The 24,243-nt window shown below is 62.0% G+C and carries 25 protein-coding genes, 1 tRNA gene and 2 pseudogenes; 7 read left to right on the top strand and 21 right to left on the bottom strand.

Translation table 11 applies throughout. From position 1 onward, the window contains the following. Positions 1-77: 77 nt before the first annotated feature. The 8 genes and pseudogenes from AB4Z38_RS00300 to AB4Z38_RS00265 form a co-directional block, all read right to left on the bottom strand. Positions 78-1,001, bottom strand: coding sequence for a sugar phosphate isomerase/epimerase family protein (locus AB4Z38_RS00300; protein ID WP_441427864.1), 924 nt, complete (start codon positions 999-1,001; stop codon positions 78-80). A 12-nt stretch (positions 1,002-1,013) separates the two neighbouring features. After that, on the bottom strand, positions 1,014-2,117 hold the full coding sequence (locus AB4Z38_RS00295; protein ID WP_441427863.1) for a zinc-dependent alcohol dehydrogenase: 1,104 nt from the start codon (positions 2,115-2,117) through the stop codon (positions 1,014-1,016). Between the two features lie 50 nt (positions 2,118-2,167). Next, a complete protein-coding gene (locus AB4Z38_RS00290; protein WP_441427862.1) occupies positions 2,168-3,223 on the bottom strand; it encodes a maleylacetate reductase in 1,056 nt (351 codons plus the stop codon). After that, complete coding sequence (locus AB4Z38_RS00285) at positions 3,220-4,167, bottom strand: dioxygenase family protein (RefSeq protein WP_441427861.1); 948 nt, start codon at positions 4,165-4,167, stop codon at positions 3,220-3,222. The genes AB4Z38_RS00290 and AB4Z38_RS00285 overlap by 4 nt, the downstream gene beginning before the upstream one ends. Before the next feature lie 42 nt (positions 4,168-4,209). Beyond that, positions 4,210-4,943, bottom strand: a pseudogene (locus AB4Z38_RS00280) (SDR family NAD(P)-dependent oxidoreductase). Between the two features lie 60 nt (positions 4,944-5,003). Continuing rightward, a complete protein-coding gene (locus AB4Z38_RS00275; protein ID WP_441427860.1) occupies positions 5,004-6,047 on the bottom strand; it encodes an ABC transporter permease in 1,044 nt (347 codons plus the stop codon). Between the two features lie 62 nt (positions 6,048-6,109). Then, a complete protein-coding gene (locus AB4Z38_RS00270; protein WP_441427859.1) occupies positions 6,110-7,639 on the bottom strand; it encodes a sugar ABC transporter ATP-binding protein in 1,530 nt (509 codons plus the stop codon). A gap of 59 nt (positions 7,640-7,698) precedes the next feature. Beyond that, complete coding sequence (locus tag AB4Z38_RS00265) at positions 7,699-8,757, bottom strand: sugar ABC transporter substrate-binding protein (RefSeq protein WP_441427858.1); 1,059 nt, start codon at positions 8,755-8,757, stop codon at positions 7,699-7,701. A gap of 409 nt (positions 8,758-9,166) precedes the next feature. Between AB4Z38_RS00265 and AB4Z38_RS00260 the strand changes: the two genes are divergently transcribed. Then, positions 9,167-9,922 carry a helix-turn-helix domain-containing protein gene (locus AB4Z38_RS00260; RefSeq protein WP_441427857.1) on the top strand — a complete coding sequence of 252 codons (756 nt, stop codon included), beginning with the start codon at positions 9,167-9,169 and terminating at the stop codon, positions 9,920-9,922. A gap of 194 nt (positions 9,923-10,116) precedes the next feature. Here AB4Z38_RS00260 and AB4Z38_RS00255 read toward each other — a convergent pair whose 3' ends face one another. The 7 genes from AB4Z38_RS00255 to AB4Z38_RS00225 are packed head-to-tail and all read right to left on the bottom strand — an operon-like array spanning position 10,117 to position 16,766. Then, complete coding sequence (locus tag AB4Z38_RS00255; RefSeq protein WP_441427856.1) at positions 10,117-10,554, bottom strand: nuclear transport factor 2 family protein; 438 nt, start codon at positions 10,552-10,554, stop codon at positions 10,117-10,119. Positions 10,555-10,588: 34 nt separating this feature from the next. Continuing rightward, complete coding sequence (locus AB4Z38_RS00250) at positions 10,589-11,389, bottom strand: SDR family NAD(P)-dependent oxidoreductase (RefSeq protein WP_441427855.1); 801 nt, start codon at positions 11,387-11,389, stop codon at positions 10,589-10,591. Positions 11,390-11,428: 39 nt separating this feature from the next. Beyond that, the gene (locus tag AB4Z38_RS00245; protein WP_441427854.1) at positions 11,429-12,229 is read right to left on the bottom strand and encodes an SDR family NAD(P)-dependent oxidoreductase; all 801 of its coding nucleotides are present in this window, start codon (positions 12,227-12,229) and stop codon (positions 11,429-11,431) included. A gap of 12 nt (positions 12,230-12,241) precedes the next feature. After that, positions 12,242-13,258 (bottom strand): sugar ABC transporter substrate-binding protein, encoded by a 1,017-nt coding sequence (locus tag AB4Z38_RS00240; RefSeq protein WP_441427853.1) that lies wholly within the window; start codon positions 13,256-13,258, stop codon positions 12,242-12,244. A gap of 10 nt (positions 13,259-13,268) precedes the next feature. Further along, a complete protein-coding gene (locus AB4Z38_RS00235) occupies positions 13,269-14,261 on the bottom strand; it encodes an ABC transporter permease (RefSeq protein WP_441427852.1) in 993 nt (330 codons plus the stop codon). A gap of 4 nt (positions 14,262-14,265) precedes the next feature. Next, positions 14,266-15,279: an ABC transporter permease gene (locus tag AB4Z38_RS00230; RefSeq protein ID WP_441427851.1), complete on the bottom strand. Its 1,014-nt coding sequence runs from the start codon at positions 15,277-15,279 to the stop codon at positions 14,266-14,268. Next, complete coding sequence (locus AB4Z38_RS00225; RefSeq protein WP_441427850.1) at positions 15,276-16,766, bottom strand: sugar ABC transporter ATP-binding protein; 1,491 nt, start codon at positions 16,764-16,766, stop codon at positions 15,276-15,278. The genes AB4Z38_RS00230 and AB4Z38_RS00225 overlap by 4 nt, the downstream gene beginning before the upstream one ends. A 432-nt stretch (positions 16,767-17,198) precedes the next feature. Between AB4Z38_RS00225 and AB4Z38_RS00220 the strand changes: the two genes are divergently transcribed. The 3 genes and pseudogenes from AB4Z38_RS00220 (at position 17,199) to AB4Z38_RS00210 (ending at position 18,161) form a co-directional block, all read left to right on the top strand. Then, positions 17,199-17,600 carry a nuclear transport factor 2 family protein gene (locus AB4Z38_RS00220; protein WP_441427849.1) on the top strand — a complete coding sequence of 134 codons (402 nt, stop codon included), beginning with the start codon at positions 17,199-17,201 and terminating at the stop codon, positions 17,598-17,600. 38 nt (positions 17,601-17,638) lie between these two features. Beyond that, positions 17,639-17,849: pseudogene (locus AB4Z38_RS00215) on the top strand (3-oxoadipyl-CoA thiolase); the annotation flags it as partial. Next, positions 17,841-18,161 carry a tyrosine-type recombinase/integrase gene (locus tag AB4Z38_RS00210; protein ID WP_441428059.1) on the top strand — a complete coding sequence of 107 codons (321 nt, stop codon included), beginning with the start codon at positions 17,841-17,843 and terminating at the stop codon, positions 18,159-18,161. The pseudogene AB4Z38_RS00215 and the gene AB4Z38_RS00210, both read left to right, overlap by 9 nt. 249 nt (positions 18,162-18,410) lie before the next feature. Here AB4Z38_RS00210 and AB4Z38_RS00205 read toward each other — a convergent pair. From AB4Z38_RS00205 to galU, 5 genes are all read right to left on the bottom strand, one after another. Further along, positions 18,411-18,483 (bottom strand) — tRNA-Ala (locus AB4Z38_RS00205). Positions 18,484-18,514: 31 nt separating this feature from the next. Beyond that, a complete protein-coding gene (locus tag AB4Z38_RS00200; RefSeq protein WP_441427848.1) occupies positions 18,515-19,315 on the bottom strand; it encodes an SDR family oxidoreductase in 801 nt (266 codons plus the stop codon). 6 nt (positions 19,316-19,321) lie between these two features. Then, positions 19,322-20,047, bottom strand: coding sequence for a hypothetical protein (locus AB4Z38_RS00195; protein ID WP_441427847.1), 726 nt, complete (start codon positions 20,045-20,047; stop codon positions 19,322-19,324). A gap of 309 nt (positions 20,048-20,356) precedes the next feature. Continuing rightward, positions 20,357-20,977, bottom strand: coding sequence for a GNAT family N-acetyltransferase (locus AB4Z38_RS00190; RefSeq protein WP_441427846.1), 621 nt, complete (start codon positions 20,975-20,977; stop codon positions 20,357-20,359). Positions 20,978-20,983: 6 nt separating this feature from the next. Further along, entirely contained in the window at positions 20,984-21,889 is a 906-nt protein-coding gene (gene galU, locus AB4Z38_RS00185) for a UTP--glucose-1-phosphate uridylyltransferase GalU (RefSeq protein WP_441427845.1), read from the bottom strand. Positions 21,890-22,005: 116 nt separating this feature from the next. Here galU and AB4Z38_RS00180 point away from each other — a divergent pair, with 116 nt between their 5' ends. The 3 genes from AB4Z38_RS00180 to cpaB all read left to right on the top strand — a co-directional run bounded on the left by AB4Z38_RS00180 (position 22,006) and on the right by cpaB (position 23,981). Next, positions 22,006-22,611: a 5-formyltetrahydrofolate cyclo-ligase gene (locus tag AB4Z38_RS00180; RefSeq protein ID WP_441427844.1), complete on the top strand. Its 606-nt coding sequence runs from the start codon at positions 22,006-22,008 to the stop codon at positions 22,609-22,611. Between the two features lie 155 nt (positions 22,612-22,766). After that, entirely contained in the window at positions 22,767-23,030 is a 264-nt protein-coding gene (locus AB4Z38_RS00175; RefSeq protein ID WP_059387425.1) for an FmdB family zinc ribbon protein, read from the top strand. Positions 23,031-23,132: 102 nt separating this feature from the next. Next, positions 23,133-23,981 carry a Flp pilus assembly protein CpaB gene (gene cpaB / locus AB4Z38_RS00170; RefSeq protein WP_441427843.1) on the top strand — a complete coding sequence of 283 codons (849 nt, stop codon included), beginning with the start codon at positions 23,133-23,135 and terminating at the stop codon, positions 23,979-23,981. An 8-nt stretch (positions 23,982-23,989) separates the two neighbouring features. On the opposite strand, the gene AB4Z38_RS00165 is transcribed toward cpaB, so the two are convergent. Beyond that, entirely contained in the window at positions 23,990-24,235 is a 246-nt protein-coding gene (locus AB4Z38_RS00165) for a hypothetical protein (RefSeq protein ID WP_441427842.1), read from the bottom strand. Between the last annotated feature and the right edge of the window lie 8 nt (positions 24,236-24,243).

The raw sequence follows: 24,243 nt of genomic DNA, 5'->3' as shown, positions 1-24,243 counted from the left end.
TGCTCAGTGCGGTCCGGCCCACGCACCATCCCCTGCCGGGTAGCGCGTGGGCCAGGCTTAGTGTGGATCGGCTCGGGTTAGACCTTTTCGGACTGTTCCGCGGCGATCAGTTGGGACGCTGCCTCAAGTGTTGCCGCGGCGGAATCGTGGGCGCGTGCCAACGCCTGATCCAACGGCAGCACGCGGTGTGATTCAGCGAGGATTTCCACGCCCCAGTGTCCGCGCCATCCGGCTTCATGAATGGCTTTGACGAAGGCAACCGTGTCGAGGTCACCTTCACCGGGGTATAGACGTTCATTGATGGTGTCTTCCCACAGTGAACCGATGACGTCTTTGCGGGCATCATCGATCTCGACGATGAAGACTTTGTCCATCGGCAGGATGGCGGCCAGGTCTTCGTATCGGGTGCCGCCGCGGCTGGTGTGCCAGGTGTCAACGGTGAGCCCGCCGTGCGGGTTGTTGACCTCGCTGATGAACTTCGCACCGATTTCGATGGTCTTGAGGTTGTTCATGGGCATCGGTTCCAGAGCCACGCGCGTGCCCACGTTTCCGGCCTGGGTGGCAAGCCTGTCGAATTCCTGGTGGAATGCGGTTTCATCGACAGGCGCCGGCTCGCCTACAAGGGCGAGTTCGGCGCCGATCTTGATGGTCTTGACGCCGAGGATTTCTGCGGCGTTGAACAGGATCTTGCGCCAGCGGTCGGATTCTTCGCGTTCGGGGCCGGTCTTCCACCAGTCCGCGAGGAATTCCATCTCGACGTGGATGATGCCGTTGTCGTCCAGCAGCTGACGGAGCCCCTTGAGACCGATGGTCTTTTCAATCTCCGGAAGGTCGGCATGGATAAAGCCCAGTCCCTTCCAGCCTGCCTTGGCGGCAGCTTCAACCCGGGTGCGCACATCGATCGGGCTCGTTTCATCGCCCCGAAGCGGGGCGGCGTTTCCTGCCCAGGTCCAGCAGGAGGCCAGGAGGTCCCGGTTCTGAATGATGTTCGTGTCGTTCACGTTCGTCCTTTGTTAGTTGGCTTTGTGGGTTGAGGAGGCAGGCACGTCGTCGGGATGAGTGCTATCTGGAGCCAGCATGACCTTCGTTTCCCGGCTTGAATCCTGCGCCCTTTGGAGGGCTTCGTCTCCGCGGGAGAACGGGACGACAGTGGAGACGATCTCACCGAGGTTGAGGCGGGTGTTTGCCACGTAGCGGATTGCTGCGGGCCATACTGCTACAGGCGCCCCGGTGGAGCTGGTAATCAAGAGGTTTCGTTCCTGGACCAGGCCCAGGCGTGCAGGGGCAAATTTTGGTGTGGAGACACCCATGAGTAGGACGCGTCCGTTGTGGTCTGCGCTTTCAAGGGCTGCTGCTTGCGCTGCGGAGTTTCCTGAGGCTTCGATGACGACGTCGGCGAAGGGCCGCCCCGTGGCTGCTGCCGCAGCACCGGTGGTGTCCGGGGTTTCGACCGGATTAACGGCAGCCGCAGCCCCCAGTTTCATCGCAGTTTCGCGACGAAGTGGGCTGGGATCAAATACGACCACTTCCGCTCCCGCGGTGACAGCCTGGATCACTGCATTCAGGCCGATTGCTCCGAGCCCGTGCACGTGGACCGTGTCGGCGGCACTGATGCCGCCGATCTTCCTAAGTCCGTTCAATACGCAGGCGAAAGGCTCAATAACTGCGGCCGTGAGCATGTCCACCTCGTCAGGGATGTGGAAGCACATGTCGGCCGGGACGGTGAACAGCTCGGCGGCGGCCCCATCGTGGGTGACCCCGAACCAGTCGTTGCCGCCCAGGTGTCCGTGCCCAAGAACGCGGTCCCCCGGATGGAATCCTTCTACAGCTGTGCCGGCTTCCACGACGATGCCTGACCATTCATGGCCCAGGACGTGGGGGTAATTGATCTTGAAGGATTCCGGCATGCTGCCGTGCAGGATTTCGATATCGGTGCCGCACACCCCCACGTAAGCGGGCCGGACCAGAAGCTCGTTGGGCTTGGGTGCAGTGACGGCTGCGGTGCCGGGTTCGACTGTGACGGTGCCGCCGGCGTCTTTCCGGACCAGGACTGCCGGGACAGTTCCCAGCGGGTTTACCGCGGGCACCGAACGCACGTCGTTGACGGTCTCAGACATGGTGTGTTCTTTCTGTAGGTTCAGGCAAACGGGCAGGAATGAGGACGCTGTTAGACGTCGCTGCCGTGAAGGGCGGCCGTGACAAGTTCGCGGATGCCCTCGGGGGTTACTTCCCGCGGGTTGGCATACGGGTTTCTGGTGGCGATTTCAACGATCTTGTCGATGTCGGATTCCTTCAGGCCCAGCTCAGCCAAGGACGACGGTGCGCCGAGGGCGAGGCTTAGTTTCCGGAAGTGGGCCGCCGGGTTGTCTGCCCCGGTGGCGCGCTGCAGGGCCGCGACCGCCTGCGGGGCGTGCTGGGCGTTGTAGGCCAGGGCATATGGCAGCACCACTGTGTGGGTTTCGGCATGGGGAAGGTTGAAGGTCCCGCCGAGCGTGTGGCACAACTTGTGGTGCAAGGACATCGTTGTCGCACCCAAAGTAGCTCCGCAGAGCCAGGCCCCGTACAGGGCATTGGAGCGCGCGTCGATGTTGGACGGGTTTTCGACGATCTTTGGCATCGCTTCGAGGAGGGCGCGTGTGCCCTCCTCGGCCATCAGGGAGATGATGGGCGAACCGTCCGGCGCGTACAGCGCTTCCACGGCGTGGGCGATGGCGTTGAATCCGCTGGTGACGGACATTTTCACCGGGAGGGACACGGTGAGTTCGGGGTCGTAAATGACACTGGTGGGCAGAACCTTGGAGTCGCGTCCGGTCTTTTTCTCGCCGTCGGCGGTCAGGCCCCATACGGGCGTCATTTCGGAGCCGGCGTAGGTTGTGGGTACGGCAATGATGGGCTGGCCGAACTCCAGCGCGATGGCCTTGCCCAGGCCGGTGGTGGACCCGCCGCCGACCGCAACGTACCCGTCGGCTTGGGCAGCAGCAGCTACTTCGCGCGCTTTGTGGGCTGATTCGATGGGCACATGCATTTCTGCTTCTGCGTGCACGCCGGCGCTGAGCTCGCCCAGCTGTTGCGAAACCCTTTCGGCCATATCCGCTTGGAAGGGTGTAGCCAGGACCAGGACCCGCTTGAGGCCAAGGTTGACGACTTCGTCGTTAAGTGAGGCAAGTGAGCCGGCTCCGAAGCGGACGCGCATCGGAAGTGCCTGGTACTGAAAATCCTTCATCGGGTGTTCTCCTGTGCTTCGATAATCCGTGCGGTGGACGGGGACATCACGGCGGTGTTGATAATGTCCGGGTCGACGAGGTCGGGGTGGATGACAATGTCGATCACTGCCTCCATGAACGGTGAGGTGAGCCCGTAGCGGGCCGCGTCGGCTTCTGAGGTGTTGGGCACGAATTCGGCGATCAGGCTCTGCTTCACGGCGAAAACGGCGTCTGAGTCGATGTAGTCGCTGCCGGCAACAAAAATGTGGGTCGTCAGTTCCCGGAATCCCGGCGCGGTGACGATGAAGTGGATGTGCGCTGGCCTGTTCGGGTGCCGGGCAGTGGCGTGCAGCAGGTCCCCGACAGGTCCGTCGGTCGGGATCGGGTAATAGCTGGGGATGACGCTGCGGAAGTAGAACTCTCCGGCGGTGTTGGACGTGAACAGGCCGCGGCCGTTGCCGATGCTTTGGATGCCGGGTTGCTGAACATCGTAGAAGCCCTTGGTGTTTGCCTGCCAGATGTCGATGGCGGCATTGGGGACGGGTTCACCGGTGACAGAGAGGATGCGCCCCCTGACCAGGCAGATGTCTCCTTCGCTTTCCGGGGAGGCGTTCTCGCCCAGTTCGCGCTTTGGGGATTCGACCATGTGGAACGGGCCCAGAACGGTGGAGTCGGTGGCGTCCGGAGTTTCGGCGTCGTTGATCGTTTCGACCAGCATGGAGACGCCCAGCACGTCGGACAGGAGGATGAACTCCTGCCGGACCGAATCGCATTTTTGACCGGTCGCGGTCAGGAAATCGATGGCCGTCTCCCATTCCTCAATGGAAGGTTCGATGTCCCGGACGAATTCGTGCAGGTGCTGGGTGAGGCTGGTCAGGATGTCCTTCAACCGCTCGTAGGGCGTGTTCCGGAAGCTGTCGATGACGGCGCTGGTTAGTGTTCCGGGACCCAAATCCGTAGTCATGAGAGGATCTCTTTCTAGTCGATGGGGTTGGATGCTGCGGCCTCAGACGCTGGTGAATCCGCCGTCTACCACCAGCTGTGCGCCGGTGATGTAGGAGGCTTGGTCAGAGGCGAGGTATAGGATCGCGTCGGCCACTTCGGAGGCCTTGCCGGCACGGCCCATCGGGGTCTTGGCGATCAGATCGTCGGATATCTCCTGATCTTGGTTTTCCGTCAGCGGTGTGATGATCAGGCCCGGGTGAACGGAATTCACGCGGATGCCCTGGCCGGCCCAGGTGGCCGAGGCGTTCTTGGTCATGAGCGTGACGGCTCCCTTGGATGCCTGGTATGCCGCGACGCCGGCTGCCCCAACCAAGCCCCAAATCGAAGAGACATTCACGATAGCCCCTGCGCCTTGAGCGAGCATGGCGGGGCAACGGTCCTCATGCCCAGGAACACGCCGGTCTGGTTGACGGAAATGATCCGGTGCCAGTCCGCTATGTCGATGTCCGTGATTGAGTCGTAGGAGCCGACGAGACCGGCGTTGTTGACCAGGATGTCGATCCGGCCGTGCTCTCCGAGCACTTCCGCGGCGAGGGCTTTCCAGCCTGCTTCTTCGGCGACGTCCAGTTTTCGCCACTGGACGGATTCGTGGGCGTTGTCGCTGCTTGGTGCCGCGATGTCCGCTCCGTAGACCGTGGCGCCCTGCTCTGCAAGCGCCACCGCCGCGGCGTGGCCGATGCCACTGGCTGCCCCCGTGACGATCGCGATCTTGCCTGCGAAATTTTGTGGAGTCATTTCCGTTTGCTCCTTGGTTTGTGCCGGCTGCCCGGCGGGGATTGGCGGACTAAATGATCGTCACACTACGCGGCGGGTTCGTCGGGAACCGGCGAAGTAGTTGAAGATCAGTGCGCTGAGGATGATGAGTCCATAGATGGCTTTGATCCAGAACGAAGGAACCTCGGACAGGACCAGGATGTTCTGGATAATACCCAGCAGCAGCACGCCGCTCAGTGCCCCGATCATCGATCCTTTTCCGCCGTTGAGGCTGATTCCGCCGATGACAGCAGCGGCGAACACGGTGAAGATGAGCCCGTCTCCCTGGTTCGCCGTTACCGATGCGATGCGGCCGGTCAGCATCAGGCCTGCGAAGGCCGCAATGATGGCACCTGCGACAAAGATACCGATGGTGAGGCGCAGCGTCTTGATGCCTGCTGCGGCTGCGGCGGCGTTGTTGCCGCCCATCGCGTAGAGCTTGCGGCCGACCGGGTGGCTTCGCATGAAGATCGCGGCTGCCACCAGAAAGATGACGAAAAGCCAGATCTGGATGGAGATGCCGAACCATTTGGTGTTGCCCAGTGCCAGGAATTCAGCCGGCAACCCGGAGAGCGTCTTGCCCCCGGACAGGCCCATGGTCAGGCCTCGAAGAAGCGTGAGCATCGCCAAGGTGACCATGAAGGCGTTCAGCTTCAGCTTGCCAACGAGGAAACCGTTGACAAGGCCCACAATGATGGCCAGAACCAGCATCGCGGCAAACGCAGCCCACGGCGACCATCCCCAGCCCGAGCCTCCGACAGAGGCCGGCAGCACCAGCCACACTGCCAGCATGGGCGCCAGGCCGACCGTGGATTCGAGCGAGAGGTCGAAATAGCCGGAGATCAGTATGATGCTCTCGGCAATGACGACGATCCCCAGCACGGCAGAAGTGACCAGCACGTTGTTGAGCAGGTTGTTCGCGGTGAGGAACTGCGGGGACAGCACGGCACCGATCACCATGGCCACGATGATGGCCGGCAAAAGTGCCAGTTCCCTGGCCCAGCCGGACGACCGGACCTGGTCGATCAGGGTGACGGGCCGGCGGCTTGTGGGCGTACCCGCAACGGTGGGAGTATGCGTGGACATTGGAACTTCTCCTTGATTTTGTTGCTCGCTGGATGCAGAAGTGCGGGAGCCTGCGGTGGTTGTCATGCGGCTTCCTCCGCGCCCTGGATTGCGCTGACAAGCTCCCATTCTTCGTAGCCGGCGCTTAATTCGGTGTGGACTGCGCCCTTGTACATCACGATCACCCTGTCGCAGATTTCCAGGTCCGTGTCATCTGTCGAGACGATCAGCAGGGACCGGCCGCTTTCGCGCAGGGACCGCAGGGACTCATAGATCGATTCTTTTGCGGTCACGTCAACGCCCGCGGTTGGGTGCACGAGCACCAGGGTGTCCGGGTTCGAGGCCAAAGCCCTTGCCAGGACCACTTTCTGCTGGTTCCCGCCGCTGAGTTCCTCGACGGCCTGGGTGGGCCCGTCGCACTTGATGGCCCATGCGCCTGACAGTTCCGTGAATCGCTTGCGGCGCCGGGCCGGATTAATCAATCCACCCGCGCCACGGAGCCGGTCCACGATGGTCAGTGTGGCGTTTTCTTCGACGGAAAGCTCAGGGACATAACCATTGACGTGGCGGTCTTCCGGGACGAATCCCACGCCCGCGTTAATGGTTTCGATGACGTTGCCTGTGCCGAGTCGGCGCCCGTTATGCTCCATGGTTCCTTGATCCAGGGGGATCTGCCCGGCGATGGCCTGGGCGAGCTGGACGTGGCCTGCGCCATCGAGGCCTGTCAGCCCGACGCATTCGCCCGCCCGGATGGTCAGGCTGACGTCGGAGACGCGTGATCCCACCACGGCGCCCGATACCGTGAGACGTTTGTCGCCAAAATTCCCGGGACTCCGCTTAGCCTTCTCGGAGTCCACCCTGGCTGCTTCTGCTTCTGCGTCGCTGACGCCGGCCATGACATTGACGATGCGGCTTACGGAGAGCTCGGACGTGGGAGCCGTCAGCACGTCCCGCCCGTCGCGCAGGATCGTGACCGAGTCACACACCCTGAAGATTTCCTCCAAGTGGTGGGAGACATAGATCACAGTGACGCCGCGTTTTCGCAAACTGTCGATCTGGGCGAACAATTCGTGCGATCCGCCTTCATCGAGCCCGGCGGTCGGTTCGTCCAGAAGCAGGATCCGCGGACCCCGTGAAAGCGCCCGGCAAACTTCCACGATCTTTTTCTCCAGGGGTTCAAGATCGGCCACTGTCCGATCGACAATCCCCTCGTAGCCCCATTCCCTGAGCTGCTCTGCCGCGGAACGCCGGATAGCCCGCCAGTCGACGCCTCCCCACCGTTTGCGCGGGTAGGCGCCAAGGCTGATGTTTTCCGCGACCGTCAGCTCCGGAACGAGCGTGCTCTTCTGGTACACACAGGCGATCGAATCAGACCCTGGCCCCTCGGTGATTTCCCCGTCTGCGCCCATGATCCGGATGCTGCCGGAGTCTGGATGGATCAGCCCGGTCAGCATAGCGATGAGGGTTGATTTACCGGCACCGTTCCGGCCGAGCAAGGCCCTGGACTCACCTGAACGGACGATCAGGTTGGCATCTGTCAGAGCCTGGGTTGATCCGAAGGACTTCTGTAGCCCTCGAATCTCGATGGCATTTTGCGAATCAGCTGTGACCACGATGTCACCCTTTCCAAGTTCAGTTCCAGTCGGCACTGGCCCGGCCGGAAGGACCGCTGTCACTTCTTCTTGTTGCCCCAGAGGTTCTGGTCGTCAACGTTCGCCTTGGTGATGACCGGAGACGGAAGCATGTCTGCAAGGTTTCCCTTATAGTCAACGATCTGGCTGCCGTGCTCGGACGGGCCGACCTTGTACACCTTGCCCGCCATCGCATCCTTCAGGTACTGGACGCCGTACTTGCCGTAGAGATCCACCGGCTGCGAGATGACGGCATCGACATTGCCGGAGCGAATCGCGTCCAGCGAACCGGCTGAACCATCGATGGTCACGAGCGGAATGTGCCCGGGCTGTCCGGCCGGAATCCACTTTCCCTGGCCCTGAAGTACAGTCTGGACCCCGGAGAGCATGACGGAGTCGCTGGCAAGGAATACGCCGTCGATTTTGGAGGTGCTCAGCACGGTCTGGGCGTTCTCGACGGCCTTGGCAGACTCCCAGTTTGTGTCTTTCTTGATAATCGAGATGCCCGGGAACTTGGATTTCATGCAGTCGCTGAAGCCCTTGTCGCGGTCGAAGCCCGAGGTGGTAGAGAGGGCACCGTGCAGTTCGAGAACTGTTCCCTTCCCGCCGGTGAGTTTGCCCATCTGCTCGCAGACGCTGGTCCCCATGGCTACATTGTCTGCACGGACATTCATGTAGATCTTTCCGCCGTTAGCCGCGGTATCCACCGTCACGACGGGGACGTTGGCTGCGTTCGCGGCCTGGATGGCGGGGATGATCGCATCGCTGTCACGGGGAATCGTCACAAGGCCCTTGATGCCTTGGGAGATCAGCGTGTTGAAGTCCGTGACCTGCTTTGCCGGGTCGCCCTCAGCGTTGGAGGCCGGAAGCATGTTCAGGCCGCTTGAGTTGGCCTGGCTGACAACGGAATCCACGAGCCCGGCGGTGAAAGGGTTGTCAAGGACGCCAGCGGAGAAACCAACCGTCGGCTTGTCACCGCCGCTGCCCGAGGCGCCGCCGGAACAGGCGGAGAGCGCCAACGCGGCGCCGGCGAGCACGACGACGCCAACGTGGCGGCGGCTCAGTTTGAATGAGGAGGCGCCTTTGCGATCCTGCACCATCAGTTGCTCCTAGTTAGAAGGTAGATATACACAGTGGAACTTTTGCTCCGGTGCTGCCTGTTCTCGACTTCGAGTCCGGCACTTCCCGAAGCTTCCGCCGATGCGCCGACTGGCTGGGAGATCCCCCGCCGTTATCAGCTCACGCGGCTTCAGCACCCTTCAAATGTAAAGTGATACACCGCACACTGTCAAGTAATACAGCACATGCCACTTTACGTTCGGCCTCTCCGCACCCTTCCATGATCCATTCCGGCGCAATAACTGTGAAGTTCTGGGCAATAATGCGGTAGAGAAGCTAAACTGATGTGTACGCGCACTGTACATTTATGGCTGGTTCCCCGGCCCTTTGGTGGACAGACAGATCAGCGGTCCCCTCTTTTGCCGGGTTGGATCGCCGGAAAGGCCGAGGATGAGCATTCAAGCCACTGCACCGGTTACCCCGGAGAGTCGTGCCCAGCTGGGCAGTCAGCTCAGGGCTGCCAGGACGGAGGCGAAGATATCCCTCAGGGAGCTCTCCCGCAGGGTCGGTATCTCCGCGAGCTTCATGTCCCAGGTCGAGTTGGGCCGTGCCGTCCCTTCCATCGGAACTCTCTACACCATCGTTTCGGAGCTTGGGCTGTCCCTGGACACCCTGATGAGTGGTGAGCACTCGGCCCCCGCTCCGGAACGAAATGGCGCGACCGTTGATGGAGCCGTCAGCGAGCCGGCGGGCCTTTCCGTCTTAGCCCCGTCTGCAGGCACGGCAATTCCGGGAATCCAGAGGGCCGGGGATCGTCCCGAGATCAACATGGGAGGCGTCCGCTGGGAGCGGCTCACGGAACGGGCCGACCCTTTGGTCGAGTTCCTACGGGTTACGTACGGGCCCGGGAGCGAGTCCTGCGCCGCGGACGCCCTGATGCGCCACCCCGGATGGGAGTACCTCCACATCCTTTCCGGCCGGCTCAACGTCCAGGTCGCCTTCGACAGCGATGTTCTCGGGCCGGGAGACAGCATGAACTTCGATTCGAACGTGCCGCACCGTCTCAGCAACACCTCCGCTGAAGACTGTGTCGCCATCTGGGCCGTGGTTGGCCGTCAGGGCTTCGCCCATCCCCTGGATCTGGCCAGAGCCGGACAGGGATCGAACGGTGAGGACTCCGGGGCGATGGAACACTCCCACTCTTAGCGCCGTCCCGGTCCTGACGCAGTGTCGTGCCGTCAATGCGGAAGCTTTGGTTTGTAAGTGTCAACCGGGGGAATACAAGTGAGCACGCTCCTCGCAGCATTGGGCCGCCTGCCAAGACGTGGACGCGGTGGACGCCAAAAGATGCCGGCGAGGGGTGTCGCCGGCCCTCTTTTGGCTTTGCGGTCCGATGCACTTTAGACAGCTGAGCCCGCGGAGGCGATTGTGCCTTCCTGACCGAGGGCAGCCTGCCCAGGCTTGGGCGTCGGCTGGTAGGCCAGCAGCTTCCAGGATGAACCCACGCGGATCCACACGGCCAGGGCGGTGTTGTCCAACGTGGTATGCGTGCCCCGGATGGTCAGATCAGCATGCATTTCTCCCATCACGAGGGCTACATCGCCCACTATTTTGATCTGCTCCACCGGATGATCGATCCGGTGATAGACGTACACACCCTGCCGGCACTTGTCGATGTAGCTCCTCAGGTCATCGCGTTCCCCGTTTGAATGCGCGTAGACGAGGTCCTCATGGCAAAGTTCAGCGAAGGCGTCGAAGTCAGACCTAAGCACGGCCTCGTAGCGGCGGTCTTCGAGGGACAGGATCTCCTGTTCGTTTGAAGAATGGTGATCGGGCACGTGGTGCTCCTTCCGATCCAGGTCGGGCTGAAGGTTAGATAAGTCCACGGATGCTGCCGCCATCCACGCCCCAGACGGAACCGGTGACGAAGCTGGTCACCGGGCTGCAAAGCAACGCGATGACGCGTGCTACTTCCTCCGGGGTGCCGAGCCGTTCCAGGGGCAGCTGGCGCAGCTTCATTTCGTGTTCGACGGCTGACTGGCGTTCCATCCCGTGGAGGGTTGCGAACGTGTCAGCAAATCCGCCCGGCTTGGTCCAGAACGGTGTCCAGATGGGTCCTGGTGCCACGGCGTTGACCCGGATCTTCGGGCCCTCCGCGCGGGCGATGGACTTCGTCAGGGCCAGGACGGCAGCCTTGCTGGCGGAGTAGTCGACAGGCTGGGCCTCAGGCTGTCGGGCGAGGTCGGATGCATTGTTGACGATGCACGGGGCCGCTGACTCGCGCAGGGCAGGCAAGGCGGCGCGGATGGCGCGCACGTAACTCATGAAGTTTAACTCCATGGTCCGCGCCCAGTCCTCGTCGGTGATCTGCTCGAAGGTCCGAACTGCTCCGGAGCCGACGTTGTTGATGAGAAGGTCCAGGCCGCCGAGCTGGGCGATGGCCTCGGTAACTGCGTTGTTCGTTGCCTCGCCCTGGGTGAAGTCAACGACGGCCGGGACGATCCGGCCAGGGTGGTCAGCGGCCAGTTCCTCAAGTTCGGTCAGAGCCGACTTGTCTATGTCCAGGGCAGCCACCGTGGCTCCTTCGGCGGTGAGCAGCAGGGCGGTGGCACGGCCAATGCCCAAGGCAGCGCCCGTGATGACGGCTTTTTTGCCGTTCAGTTCCAGTTCCATGAGTAGTACCTTTCGATGGTTCGGTGTTCCTGTGGTGCTTTAGTTCTGATGGGCGGAGGAACCTTCTGAGCCGGTTCGGAAATCAAAACCGGTGGTCAGGCCTCCATCGGCGATGACCGTCGTGCCGAAGACGGCCGAGGACTCCTTGGAGAGCAGGAATAGTGCAGAGTTGGCGACTTCGTCTGCTCCGGTGATCCGTCCGAGGGGCTGGCGTGCCTGGCGGGTGGCGAGGAATTTCTCCGGGTCGCTGGCCGAGGCCAGGTGGCGTTCAAAAAGTCCCGCCCGCATGGGCCCCGGTGCCAGCAGATTGAATTGGATGCCTGTGCGGGCGTAGTCCAAAGCAATGGTGCGGACGGCTCCGGTCAGGGCGGCCTTGGATGACGCGTAGGAGGCCAGCTGCTGCTCGGCGAAGTGCGCGTCCACGCTGGTGACCACGACGACGGAAGCGTGCTCTGCTTTCTGCAGGTGCGGCATGAGCGTTTTGAGGGCGATGACGTTGCCGAGGACGTTCACTTCCCATGTACGCTTCCACGACTCCAACGTTTCTTCCTCGAGCGTGCCGACGCCAAGGATGGCCGCTGCTGCGATCAGCCCCAGGGATCCATTGGCCCCTGCGGCGGCCGTTTTGGCTACTTCTTTCCAGGTCGCCTCTTCTGCGACGTTACCGACAATGTGTTGGTACCGGGGGTGGTCCTTCAGCTTTGCGGGGCTGTCCCCGAGGTCCACACCTAAGACGTGGCTTCCCGCTGACAGCAGTGTCTTCGCGCATTCCAGGCCCAAACCGCTGGCCGTGCCCGTGACGATGACATGGTCGGGAAGAGTGAGTGTCCAGTCAGTCATGAAGTTTCTCCGTTACTTGCCTACTGCTGCGGCGCAGTCAGCAAGGTTGGCTTTGGTGATCGTCTTGGGGGTCAGGTAGTTGTTCTTCTCCACGCTCTTGCCTTCGAGGACATCAATGACAGCCTTTGCGGCGAACTCGCCATCCTCGATAGGACTCTGCAGAACCGATGCGTACTGGACTCCCTTTTCAATGCCGGTGTAGCCCTCGATGGAGCAGTTGGATCCGACCATGGCAAGGTCCGTGGATTTCAGGCCGGCCCGGTCAGCGGCGACGATGGCGCCGGCGAGCATGTTGTCTGCCTGGGCGTAGATGCCGCGAAGGTTCTTGTTGCCGAACTGGGTGATGAGGCTGGCAGCTGCGGATGTAGCCTGGGTCTGGTCCCAGTTGCCAGGCTGTGAACCGGCGATGGTGATTCCGGGGGCTTCCTTTGCCAGTTCGTCCTTGAAGCCTTTGGTGCGGTTGATGGCCGGCGGGGTTCCGGGTACACCTTCGACGATAACGACCGAGCCCGAGTCGCCGAAGCCTTTCTCTTTGAAACCGGCGATCATGGCCTTGGCGGCCTCCTGGCCGTTGGCATAGTCATCAGGCCCGGTGAAGGTGTTCCAGAGGTTGTCGTCGTCGGACTGTGGGTGGGAGTTGGTGACGACCACGGGGATTTTGGACTGCTTGAGCCGCTGCAGGGAGGGCATGATGGCTGTCGCGTCGGCGGGCCACAATACGACGGCATCCGGGTGGGTGCTGATGGCCTGGTTGACCTGTTGGGCCTGTTCGGCGGCGTTGAAGTCGTTGACGACGACCGTCACCTGAATACCGGCGGCCTCAGCTTCCTTTTTGAATTCTTCGGTGTGTTTGGCGCAGTAGTCGCAGCTTTGGGCGACGGTCAGCAGGGTGACCTTCTTGCCTTTGACGTCGGTAGACCCGCCGCTGGCGTTCGGGGCAGCGGTCGGAGTCGATCCACAGGCTGCCAGGAAGAGCGCAGAGGAGAGGGAGAGGGCGACGGCCAGTCTCTTCATTGAGGTGGTTTTCATTGGGAGTCCTTTAGTGGGTGGTTGATACGGGGTGCTTGGATGCCGTCATGGTGTTTTCCACTGACTTGTTGACGATGCGGTTTAGTGGCCGGTCGATGACGACAATGAAGAGGAGAATGCCGCCGTTGATGAGCTGGATGATGGCGGTTGATGTGCCTTGGAGGCTGAGCCCGTTGCCGACCACTGCGAGCAGCATCGCTCCGGCGGCGACACCGGGGATGTTGCCTTTACCTCCGGTCAGCGCGACACCGCCGATGATTGCTGCGGTGACGGCCTGCAGGAGGGTCGCTTCGTCTGATCCGGGCGCCCCTGATGCCAGGGTCAGTCCCTGAAGGGCGCCTGCCACTCCGGCGAAAAGACCGGAGACAACGAACGCCAGGATCAGGACATGGGTCACCGGAAGGCCGGACGCTGCGGAGCGCTGGCGATCACTCCCGACGGCACGGATTTTCATGCCGAACCACGTCTTGGCCATCAACCAACCCGCCGCAATGACGAGAACCAGGTAGATCAGTGCACGGGGCGCGATGATTTCGGCGACGGCCTGGTCCAGCCAGAGCCCGGGTTCAAAGTCGCTGAGGGTGACGATCTTGCCGCCGGCCACGGCGAAACCCAGACCAATGGTCAGCACCAGCGTTCCCACTGTGACGGCCAGGGACGGTACGGCGTAGTGGGCAGTCAGCCAGCCGTTCAGGGTGCCCACGGCGACGGCGACGCTGACCGCGGCAGCCACACCGAGGGGAATCCCGGCGGTTTCACCTACTTTGACCGCGATGAGCCCGGCCAAAGGAATGCTCCCGGCAATGGAGAGGTCGAATTCACCGGCGATCATGACGATCGCAAGACCGGTTGCGACCAGAGCCAGGACGGCGAAGGACTGCAGGAGAGAGTAGAGGTTGCCGGTGTTGATGAAGGCCGGGTTGGTTACCGTGAAGGCGATGAATGCGAGGATTGCCAGCGACCATGCCAGCAGTGTCCGGAAGTGCCAATAGAGTTTGATCACGGGATCAGCGCTTTCTTCCTGATTGACGGTTGGATGCGATGCCGGTTGCTACGACGGCCAGCAGGACGAGGACGCCCTTGAAGATGAGCTGGACTTCGTAGCTGAGCCCGAGCAGGACCAGTGCGTTGCCGAGCAGGCCGACGAGGACGGCCCCGGTTGCGGCCCCGACGGGATTGCCTGTTCCGCCTTTGACGCTGACGCCGCCGACAACGACAGCTGTGATGGCGTCGAAGCCAAAAGTGCCGCCCAGCTGGAGGTTTCCTTGCCCCGACTCGGAGGACAGCAGTCCGCCGGCCAGGCCTGCCATGGCGCCCGAGGCGATAAAGGCAAACAGGACCACCGGCCAGGCGCGCATTCCTGAAACAAGGGCTGCTTTTTCGTTCAGGCCAACGAGGGTTACCTGCCGGCCCAGCACGGTGTAGCGGTGCATCCACCAGGCGAGAGCTGTGAGGACGAAGAAGGCAAGCACCTGGACGGGCATGACGCCGAAGATGGTTTGCCCGAAGACGCTGGCGTCGCCTGTGCCCTGCACGTTGCGTCCACCGGTCATGATTTGCGCGATGCCAATGAGGATCGCTGCGGCTGCGATGGTGGTGACGATGGGGTCGGTGCCGAGGCGCCCAACGAAGAACCCCTGCACTGCACCGGCGAGGGCCCCGAACAGGACAGCGGCCGCCATGGCGCTCCATGGACCGGTGTGAAGGAGGGAGGCGAAGACGATGGTGGACACCGCGACCATCGCACTGACGGACAGGGCGAATAGTCTGCCGACGATGGTGATGATGCTCAGGCCGACCGCGGCAATTCCCACCAGGGCAACTGAGAGGAACAGGGCACGCAGGTTGGTGACCGTGGCGAACTCGTTGACGAAGATGCAAGCAAGGATGAACAACAGGACGGTGGTCACGGCGATGATGGCTGAGCTGTCCGTCGTGATCCGTTTGATGGTCGCAGCGAGGGGTCTGGCCGGTGCTGCCGGCTTTTGCTCTGTCGACCGTGTCGCGATTTTAGTGTTCATGCTTTGGCTCCATGAAGGATTTCGGTGAGGATCCGGGAGTCCTTGACATCGGTCGTACGGTGGCTGCTGACCGTGCGGCCGCGGAACATGGTGATGACACGGTCGGCCAGTTCGCGAAGCTCTACGATGTCGCTCGAATAAACGATGACGATGACGTTGTTCGCGGAAAGCTGCCGTAGCGCGCGATAGATTTCCGCGCGGGCACCGATGTCCACGCCACGGGTTGGCTCGTTCAGGACCAGAACGTCGGGTTGAGTGGCAAGGGCCCTGCCGATTGCGATCTTCTGCTGGTTGCCGCCGCTGAGGGATCCGACGGGAACCCGGATGCGTGACGGGTCGAAGGCCACCTTTGAGGCGATGGAGCGGGCGAGTTTCGTTTCCAGTTCTGTCCTGATGGTGCCCAGCCGGCTCACGCCGGCCAGTGCGCCCGAGCTGACGTTCTGGGCGACACTGCCGCTGAGGAAGACACCCTCCAGGACGCGGTCCGCGGAAACGTAGGCAATTCCGTGTTTCTGGGACTTTGGTCTTGTCAGGGCTGAGAGTTGAATCTCGTTGAGTTGAATGTCCCCCGCGGTCACGGGGATGAGGCCGACCAGGGCTCGAACAACGTCATCAGCTCCGGAGCCTATCTGGCCAAAGAGTGCGGTGACTTCCCCGGCCTGTGCGGTGAAAGAGACGTCCGAGAAGCGGTGCCCGGAGGCCAGTCCGCGCACGTTCAGCCTCCTGCGCTTTTCCGGGGCAAAGTTTTCCGCGACGTGGATTGCCTCCCCCGCTGCGTGTTCTTCGCCCAGCATGTGCGTGACAACCGAATCCATCGTGAATTCGGCCGTCGGGCCGCTGGCCACCACGCTGCCGGAACGCATGATGGTGATCCGGTCTGCCAGCCGGAAGACTTCGCCCATCCGGTGGGTGATGTAGACGATCGACCGTCCGCCTGACACAAGCGACCTGACAACTTGATGAACGCGTGAGATTTCAATGTCGGACAGGGTGGCGGTGGGCTCATCCAGGATCAGGGTGCGGGCGTCGGCGACGAGCCCGCGGGCGATCTCAAGCAGTTGGCGTTTGGCCAGCGGCAATGCCTCCACGGGCATGTCCAGATCGAGGTCTTCAAGACCCGCAGAAGTCAGCGCGGACTGCATCCGTTTCTGCAGTTTTTCCCTGCGCACCAGAAGACCTGAGGTCCGGCGCATGCTCAGAGCCATGTTGTCCCGGACGGAGAGCTCGGGAATCACTGAGAGTTCCTGGAACACCATGGCGACATCAGTTGATTCGAAGCCTCCCGGGAATGTCACCTCGCCGGTATCGGCGGTAACTACACCGGCTATCACTTTGACCAGGGTGCTCTTTCCGGCACCGTTTTCTCCCAGCAGCGCGTGCACTTCGCCCGCCCGGAAGTCCACCGAAACGTCGTTGAGCGCCTTCGCCCCGCCGAAGCTTTTGCTGATCCTGCTCACAGAAAGCAGGACCTCGGTACTAAGGACCACGTTGACCTCATTCCGTTTGATTGGTTCGAGGACGACGTTAAGTGATCCAACACACAGGTGTCAAGTAAAAGATTACACGTGCACTATTCCCGTAAACCACCGCCGTCGGCCAACGGATCACGGAGGAGTGCTTAGAAAACGCGTTCTCCTACCGATTAAGGCCGTTATTCTGCCGAATACGCGGTAAGAGGATGCTGGACGCAGGCCCTGTCGCGCAACCAGTCCCGCGAATTGTGTCAACTATCAGTTGACGGCCAAGCCTGCTGCCCCTTACCGTGGAATGAAGCTGGGCCAAGAATCATTAGCTCAGGTTCGGCTTTCCCTAACGAAGCCCGGCTCAACGTCGTGAAGAAGCAGCGTTGGGCGTGGATAGCAGGCGGAATCAGACTCCTGGCCTATAGTCGCCAACATTTTGAGCAAGGAGAGTGCTCCGTGGATAACGCCATTGAAGCCGAGAAAGACAAGATCGTAGCCTTGGAAGAAAAGCGCTACCAAGCCGTGGTCGATGGTGATTACGACGCCTTCGAGAGCCTGTGCCACCAGCGCCTCGTGTACACCCATTCGCTGGGTGATCGTGACACGCTGAGCAGCTACCTGGAGAAGCTTCGCAAGGGTTTCTACAGGTACCACCGGATCGACCATCCCATCGAAGACATCGTCCTGATTGGGGACACCGCGCTCGTCCTGGGACAAATGAACTCGGACCTCACCGTCAACGGAACCCACAAGACACTTGCCAACAGTGCACTCTCGGTATGGATCAAAGAGGGCGAGACCTGGAAGTTCCTGGCGTACCAGCCGACTCCGCGCAGGGCCGCGGCTGCGGCAGCCTAGACCCCGCAACCTCTGTTCGCGCCAACGAAGGAAGAACCATGAATCAGGCTATTGTGTACGACGCCGTTCGCCTTTCGGGAAGTTCGGCTCCGGCCTGCCGGGGTACGCCCGGATGACCTCGCGGCCCACGTAGTGCGCGAGGCCGTGAAGCGCACGCCGGATTTGGACCCCGAGCGGATCGACGAAGTGGTTTTCGGCAACGCCAACGGCGCCGGCGAGGAGAACCGCAACATCGCCCGGATGGCCACCTCAGCAAACGACGCCATGCTGTTTCCATCCTCAGCGGGAACCGTGCGCAATCCGAACAACTTCCGGCGCCAATGGCGGGACGCGCGGTCCGGCTCCGCATACGAATGGGTGACACCCCACGTCTTCCGAAAGTCAGTTGCCACATTGATCGACCGCGAATACAACTCCAAACACGCCGCAGCCCAGCTCGGTCACTCGGGCACTGCCATCGCTGAGAAGCACTACATAGCCAAAGCAACGGAATCCCCTGACCTCGCAAAAGCGCTTGAGCAGTTCGGCGGCCAAGAACACCCTGAGGGCCCCACCAGGTAGAAGCCAGTCAGCCCCGCGGTGGGATGCGGTGGCGTTCAACCGCATCCCAAGCTGCCCAATGCCATGGCTGCACCACTCACCTTCGTATGGAACACCGCGAACCACAGCTACCGAAATACGCCACCAGTGCTCATGCCCATCCATACGTTTTCAACGCCAAAACGATGAGTAAACGATGGGTACACCCCACGCTAGACAAGACGAAGGCCCTCCCACCCAGCGTTTCCGCAGGTCAAAGGGCCTTCACTGTGGAGCTAAGGGGATTCGAACCCCTGACCTCTTCGATGCGAACGAAGCGCTCTACCAACTGAGCTATAGCCCCTGGTCAACCGTGCGTTGCCAGTGTCCCTAGGCTACAAACTATCTTCGCGCTTTGCCAACCAAGACTCGAACGTGTCTGTTCCCGTCCGCTGGTCTGGCACCAAATTCAGTCCGTTCCGAAGATATTTACCCATCGCTCCCGGCAACGGCAGCTCCACGATCCGCCCGGCGTGTCCCGTAACTTTTTGCCAGATCTCAGCGAGTTCACGCATGGTCCGGATGTCCGGTCCGCCGATGGTACGTGTCCGGTGTCGCTCTGTTGAAGGCTCCCCCACCGCTTCGGTCAGCAACTCGGACGCCACATCTGACGGTGAAATCGTTTGAAAGCGTGCCCCCTTGAAGACCGGGATGAGGCGAACCTTCGCCCCGGCTTGGAACACCGCCGTCACGAGGCTGTGGAACTGGGTGGCCCGCACAACCACCGTCTCAAGACCCGACCGTTCATACACCCGTTCTTTCCGGGCTTTGGAGACATAGAATGCCGCGTTGCTCTGGTCGCAGTTGATGATCGAGAGGAGAACCGCCTTGCGGACACCGGCACCGGCCGCCGCGGCGAGCAGGCGCGCGCCGCCGTCGGCGAAATTCTTGCGGGCCTTCCCGAACTGCCCTTCCAAGCAATCAATCACGACGTCGGCGCCCTGCAGGGCTTCCGCCAGCCCGGCGCCTGTGGTGACGTCAGCCTGAAAGTAGCGGGCGCCGTCGTGATGGACTGGTGAGGTGCCCGACGGCGGGCGGCGGCTCAGGACCGTCACATCAAGTCCGGCGTCGAGCGCCACACGGACGACTTCACGGCCCACCTGTCCCGTGCCCCCTGCGACGCAGACAGTAGTCAAGGGAGGCTATGCCCGGCGGCGCTGCAAAACGTCGTCGAGGTTGCTGAGGGCGCTCTGAGGCTTCCCGTGCTGCGCCTGGACCGACGGGCCCGTGGAAGGCGCGCTGGCCGGCTTCAATGTCGGCTTGCCGAGGGGCTTGGGAGCCTCAGGCAGGTCGAGGGGTTCGGGTGCCGGCCGGGGCGCCTTGGCGGCGTCGACGTATGTTGGTTTGGGAACGTCCACCGGCTGCCATTCAGATTCCTTGGATTCCGCCGTAAACCGGACCGTGTTGTCGCCAGCGGCGACAGCAACGTTGAGGGCCGCCTGACGAAGTTCGACGGCGGTCAGGCGCGTCGCCTCACGGGCATGGGCTTCCGCGTCGAAGATCTTGGTAGCCGGGCGGTCCGATGACGGAGGACTCACGCGGGGACTCTCAACTGTGGGACCCATTGCGCTGCGGAAGGCCCTGTTCATCTTCGCCCGGCGGTCCCTGATGGCCAGCGCGCGAAGCAGGAAGACGGTCCCCACCACGCCGACGATGGATACCACTGGCAGCCAGCCCGAAACGAGGCCAAGGATGCGCAGCACGCCGGAAACGGCTGCCGCGAGCAGAAGGAGGAGGCCGGCGAGAGCAAGAGCGCAGCGCCCATATCTGACTTTGAAGACCGCTGCATCCGATGCAGCATCACGCCGTTCGCCGGCGTCAGCCGATACCTCGGGCAATGCGGTTGCGGTGCTCTGCATGGTTTCCATTGCTTTCTCCTGCCGAGGGGTGATTGACAGAACCACCCCGGCTTGCAGTTCATGAGCGTCTTCGTCGATAACATCCGCTGGGATGTCACCGGCCACTGGGACATGGTGGCGACGATTCCGCAGTATGTATGGCGCAACCCAAACAATCCACAGCGCGACAGCAATGACCAATATCACCGAGCTGCTGAGAGGGAAGTCCACAATCAAAACCGTAGAAGCAAATACGCAGAGGCCACCGCATTGCCCCCGGTGTGTCGTCGGAGAGTCGGCAAATCAATGGATTTACCGACTCTCATTCACCCGAACGAACTAGTTGGCTCCGCGTCTCAGCCAAGCAGCCAGCAAGCCTCCGGGGACCTCCTCCGAGGTCAACGCAAAGCTCCGGTGGTCAGCCCACTCTCCGTTGATGTGAAGGAATCGCTCACGACGGCCTTCGTCGCGGAATCCCAGCTTCTCGACGACTCGTAGGCTCGGCCCGTTCTCGGGCCTGATGTTGATCTCCATACGGTGCAGTCCAAGGGCCTCAAAGCAATGGTCGGTCGCCATGGCAACCGCAGTGGGAGCTATTCCACGACCGGCCCGAGCCTGGTCGACCCAGTAGCCAAGCGTGGCCGTCATGGCCGATCCCCACATAATCGAGGAAACCGTCAGCTGCCCGACGATCCTGGGCTCCGGGAACCCGGGAATACGCTCCGTGATCACAAACGGAAGGGCACTCGCTTGACGAGCCTGCGCGTTAAGGGAAGCCACCATCTGCCGGTAGTTCGGTAGTCGACCACCTGGGGCCGGGTTGGAGGCTTCCCAAGGCGCCAGCCAATCACTATTGCGCGAGCGGACTTCGGTCCATTCCTTCTTGTCCCGATAATGAATGGGACGCAAGATGAGGTCCCCGCACTCGAGCGTCACCGGCCAAATGGCCGCCCCCCACACAATGGGCTACTTGCTGAGGCCGGCGGCGAAGCCAGGCAACCACTCACGCAGACCGGGACCGAGGTCTTCGCTGTCGCAGGCCAGCTGGACGCAGGCTTTGAGGTAGCTGAGCTTGTCTCCGGTGTCGTACCGACGGCCGCGGAAGACCACTCCATAGACGCCGCGGCCTTCGCCCTGCCCGGCGGCCAGGACTTGAAGGGCATCCGTCAGTTGGATTTCGCCGCCCCGTCCCGGTTCGGTGTGCTCAAGGACGTCAAATACGGCGGGGTGAAGCACGTAGCGGCCAATCACGGCAAGGTTGGATGGAGCCTCATCTGCGGCTGGCTTTTCCACAAGCTGCTTGATCCGGACGTAACCGTCTTCACCGATATCCTCGATGTCGGCACAGCCATAGGCACTGATCTGGGCGGGCTCCACCTCAATGAGGGCGACAACGGATCCGCCGGTCTTCTGCTGGACCTCAATCATGTCGCTGAGGAGAGTGTCGCGGGCATCGATCAGATCGTCACCGAGAAGAACCGCGAACGGTTCGTACCCGACGTGCTGCTTTGCACGCAACACTGCGTGCCCCAGTCCCTTGGGGTCGCCCTGACGAACGTAGTGGATATCGCCGAGGTTGCTGGTAGCCTGCACCGAGTCCAATTTTGTGATGTCTCCCTTGGCCTCAAGGGTCGCTTCAAGCGCGGGGACACGGTCAAAGTGGTCCTCCAATGCGCGCTTGTTGCGTCCCGTGATCATCAGGATGTCGTTGAGGCCAACGCCCACGGCCTCCTCAACCACGTACTGGATGGCCGGCTTGTCAACGACCGGCAGCATTTCCTTGGGCATGGCCTTTGTAGCCGGCAGGAATCTGGTACCGAGCCCCGCAACGGGGATCACGGCCTTGCGGACGGCGCAGCTATTGGAAGTCACCGGACTAATCTAACGGAAGGAGCTGGACATTGGGCAAAACGAACCCGGAGCGGACAGAAGGGAACCCGCCGTTCCTTCCCCGGTCTCGAGCCGCAGCAGTCAGAACTGGAGCAAAGATGACTTTGAAAGACGATATCCGACGGGACAACCGGCAGCGCCGGCTCGCCTTGACCGTCCAACAGCGCGCTAATGCTGGAACGAGGATTGCACGCCGAGGCGTCGAATGGGCGGATGCCGTCGCCCAGGGGAAACCGGCGACCTTCGCGGCCTATGTCGGAGTGGCCGCCGAGCCGCCGACGATGCCCTTGCTTGCGGCGCTCCATGCCGCCGGGCACAGGATCCTTCTTCCCGTCTGTGAACCGGAACGGCGTCTGAGCTGGGTCTATTGGACACCAGAGACAACATTTGTCCGCTCGAAGTACGCCCCGATTGACGAACCCCTGGGCGAACGATTCGAAAGTGACGTCATCAAGGATGCGGCTGGAATCTTCCTCCCGGCCACCGCCGTCGATGAAGGCGGAAACCGTATCGGCCAAGGGGGCGGATACTACGACCGGCTCCTCGACAAGCTCGACGCCGACGGGCAGCGTCCGCCGACTGTCGCCGTTGTATATGACGACGAAGTGCTGCCCGCGGGGACGATCCCGGCCGAACCGTTCGACAAGCCCGTGGCGGAGGCACTGACCCCCCATCGGATCATCCGACTGGTTCCGGTCGATTGACCGGGGTTTCCTGCCTGTCTACTCCGCCACATTCCGTGGTAGCGGCCCCGGCTCCGGATGATAGAATTGGCACTCAGGCCCTGGGACTGCTAATAGAGGGAACAATCCTTCTCGGCAGCACCGGACCTGTAGTTCGTCCCGGAGGAGGATCACCAGTGCCCACATATGCCTATGCCTGCAAAGACTGCGGACATGCCTTTGACATCGTTCAGGCTTTCACGGACAGCTCCCTGTCCGACTGCCCTGAATGCCAAGGGTCGTTGCGCAAGAAGTTCAACAGCGTGGGCGTCGTCTTCAAGGGATCGGGCTTCTACCGCACCGACTCCCGGGACTCCAAGGGAAGCACCGTTTCGGCCGCTCCCGCCGCACCAGCTGCGTCTCCCGCTCCAGCATCGGTTCCGGCTGCTGCCGCGAGCTGATTGCGGTTTCCAACTGCCCTCGGTTTTCCACATAGCTGACTGTTTTCCACATAGCCCAACGTTGCCCTGCCACGGGCCTGCGTGCCCGGTTAGCGTGGCACCATGTCAGCAACCCCGAACGTATCCAAAGGCTCCACGTCTGCCGGACCTTCGTCGATTCCGCGCGATAAACTCCTCGCGCCGATCAACAGGGTCCGCACCCGCCGTCTTCAGGCTGGTCCCTTCAAGGCTGGCGGGCACCTGGGCGCTGCCGCAGGACAATCCAGGCAGCGCAGCTTCGGTAACTGGTTGAACCGCAACCGCCGCCTCGCAGTGACTCTCCTGCTATGCGTGGCCGTCGGGATCGTCGTCCATCAACTGACTCCCGCTTCGGAGGAGCGAGCCACGGTCCTGGCCGCCGCGCGGGATCTTCCTGCCGGGTCCACTTTGACGGATTCCGACCTCAAACCCCTCGAAGTCCTTCCTGATGGAGTTCCAGCCGGCGCACTCACCTCCCGGGCTGGATATGGCGGGAAGCAGCTTGCCTCGCCCCTGCAGAAGGGGCAGATCCCCACGGACGCCCAACTTCTGGGACCGGGCCTGCTGACCGGCACCGCACCCGCGACGGCGGCCGTTCCGCTTCGCATGGCCGATCCCGCTTCAATTCAGCTCATTTCGCCGGGCCAGTTGGTCAACGTTGTGCTCACCGCAACCGATGGACTTGACGGGCCCGGCAAGAAATCCGAGCTCCTGGCAGCTGCAGTCCCGGTTCTGTGGACGTCAGCGCAAGGAGGCAAGGCCAGCCAATGGTTGGGCACGAACGAGGCGGACGGCCTCGTGGTTGTCGCTGCCACTCCGCAACAGGCCGAAATTCTCGCCGGAGCTTCGACTCGCGGGAAACTGTTCTTTGTCCTCGTCAATCCCCCTGACAAGCGGCAGATCCAGACCTCGGCCGGAGAGTCACGACCATGATGGAACGCTCAGCCCCAGTGCGGGGGCCTTTGCTCCTTCAGCCAGGCGTCGTGGTCGTAGCCGGGCTCATCACCCCAACGGCGTGGATCATCTTCGGAGGCTTTCTTGGGCAGAATGCTTTCTCCCGCCTGCTTCCGCTCCGGCACGGGCTTCACTTTTGTTTTCTCCTGCTCGTCCAACTCGGTGTCAACGCCTACCGCATCGGCACCGGTGTCCGCAGGGTGCTTGGATTGAGGGCTTTTGCTTTCCGCCATTGCGCTTC

Source organism: Arthrobacter sp. 2RAF6, assembly GCF_052115205.1.
Classification (GTDB): Bacteria; Actinomycetota; Actinomycetes; order Actinomycetales; family Micrococcaceae; genus Arthrobacter.
The sequence above is the reverse complement of the archived record's forward strand: the minus strand, read 5'-3'. Positions and strand labels throughout refer to the sequence as shown.

Bases quoted from the DNA above. Each gene is read 5' to 3' on its own strand.
- AB4Z38_RS00240 (WP_441427853.1), bottom strand. From the start codon at position 13,258: ATGAAAACCACCTCAATGAAGAGACTGGCCGTCGCCCTCTCCCTCTCC.
- AB4Z38_RS00230 (WP_441427851.1), bottom strand. From the start codon at position 15,279: ATGAACACTAAAATCGCGACACGGTCGACAGAGCAAAAGCCGGCAGCA.
- AB4Z38_RS00165 (WP_441427842.1), bottom strand. From the start codon at position 24,235: ATGGCGGAAAGCAAAAGCCCTCAATCCAAGCACCCTGCGGACACCGGT.
- AB4Z38_RS00285 (WP_441427861.1), bottom strand. From the start codon at position 4,167: ATGACTACGGATTTGGGTCCCGGAACACTAACCAGCGCCGTCATCGAC.
- AB4Z38_RS00260 (WP_441427857.1), top strand. From the start codon at position 9,167: ATGAGCATTCAAGCCACTGCACCGGTTACCCCGGAGAGTCGTGCCCAG.
- AB4Z38_RS00245 (WP_441427854.1), bottom strand. From the start codon at position 12,229: ATGACTGACTGGACACTCACTCTTCCCGACCATGTCATCGTCACGGGC.
- AB4Z38_RS00295 (WP_441427863.1), bottom strand. From the start codon at position 2,117: ATGTCTGAGACCGTCAACGACGTGCGTTCGGTGCCCGCGGTAAACCCG.
- AB4Z38_RS00250 (WP_441427855.1), bottom strand. From the start codon at position 11,389: ATGGAACTGGAACTGAACGGCAAAAAAGCCGTCATCACGGGCGCTGCC.
- AB4Z38_RS00290 (WP_441427862.1), bottom strand. From the start codon at position 3,223: ATGAAGGATTTTCAGTACCAGGCACTTCCGATGCGCGTCCGCTTCGGA.
- AB4Z38_RS00195 (WP_441427847.1), bottom strand. From the start codon at position 20,047: ATGGAAACCATGCAGAGCACCGCAACCGCATTGCCCGAGGTATCGGCT.
- cpaB (WP_441427843.1), top strand. From the start codon at position 23,133: ATGTCAGCAACCCCGAACGTATCCAAAGGCTCCACGTCTGCCGGACCT.
- AB4Z38_RS00265 (WP_441427858.1), bottom strand. From the start codon at position 8,757: ATGGTGCAGGATCGCAAAGGCGCCTCCTCATTCAAACTGAGCCGCCGC.
- AB4Z38_RS00210 (WP_441428059.1), top strand. From the start codon at position 17,841: ATGGCCACCTCAGCAAACGACGCCATGCTGTTTCCATCCTCAGCGGGA.
- AB4Z38_RS00275 (WP_441427860.1), bottom strand. From the start codon at position 6,047: ATGTCCACGCATACTCCCACCGTTGCGGGTACGCCCACAAGCCGCCGG.
- AB4Z38_RS00180 (WP_441427844.1), top strand. From the start codon at position 22,006: ATGACTTTGAAAGACGATATCCGACGGGACAACCGGCAGCGCCGGCTC.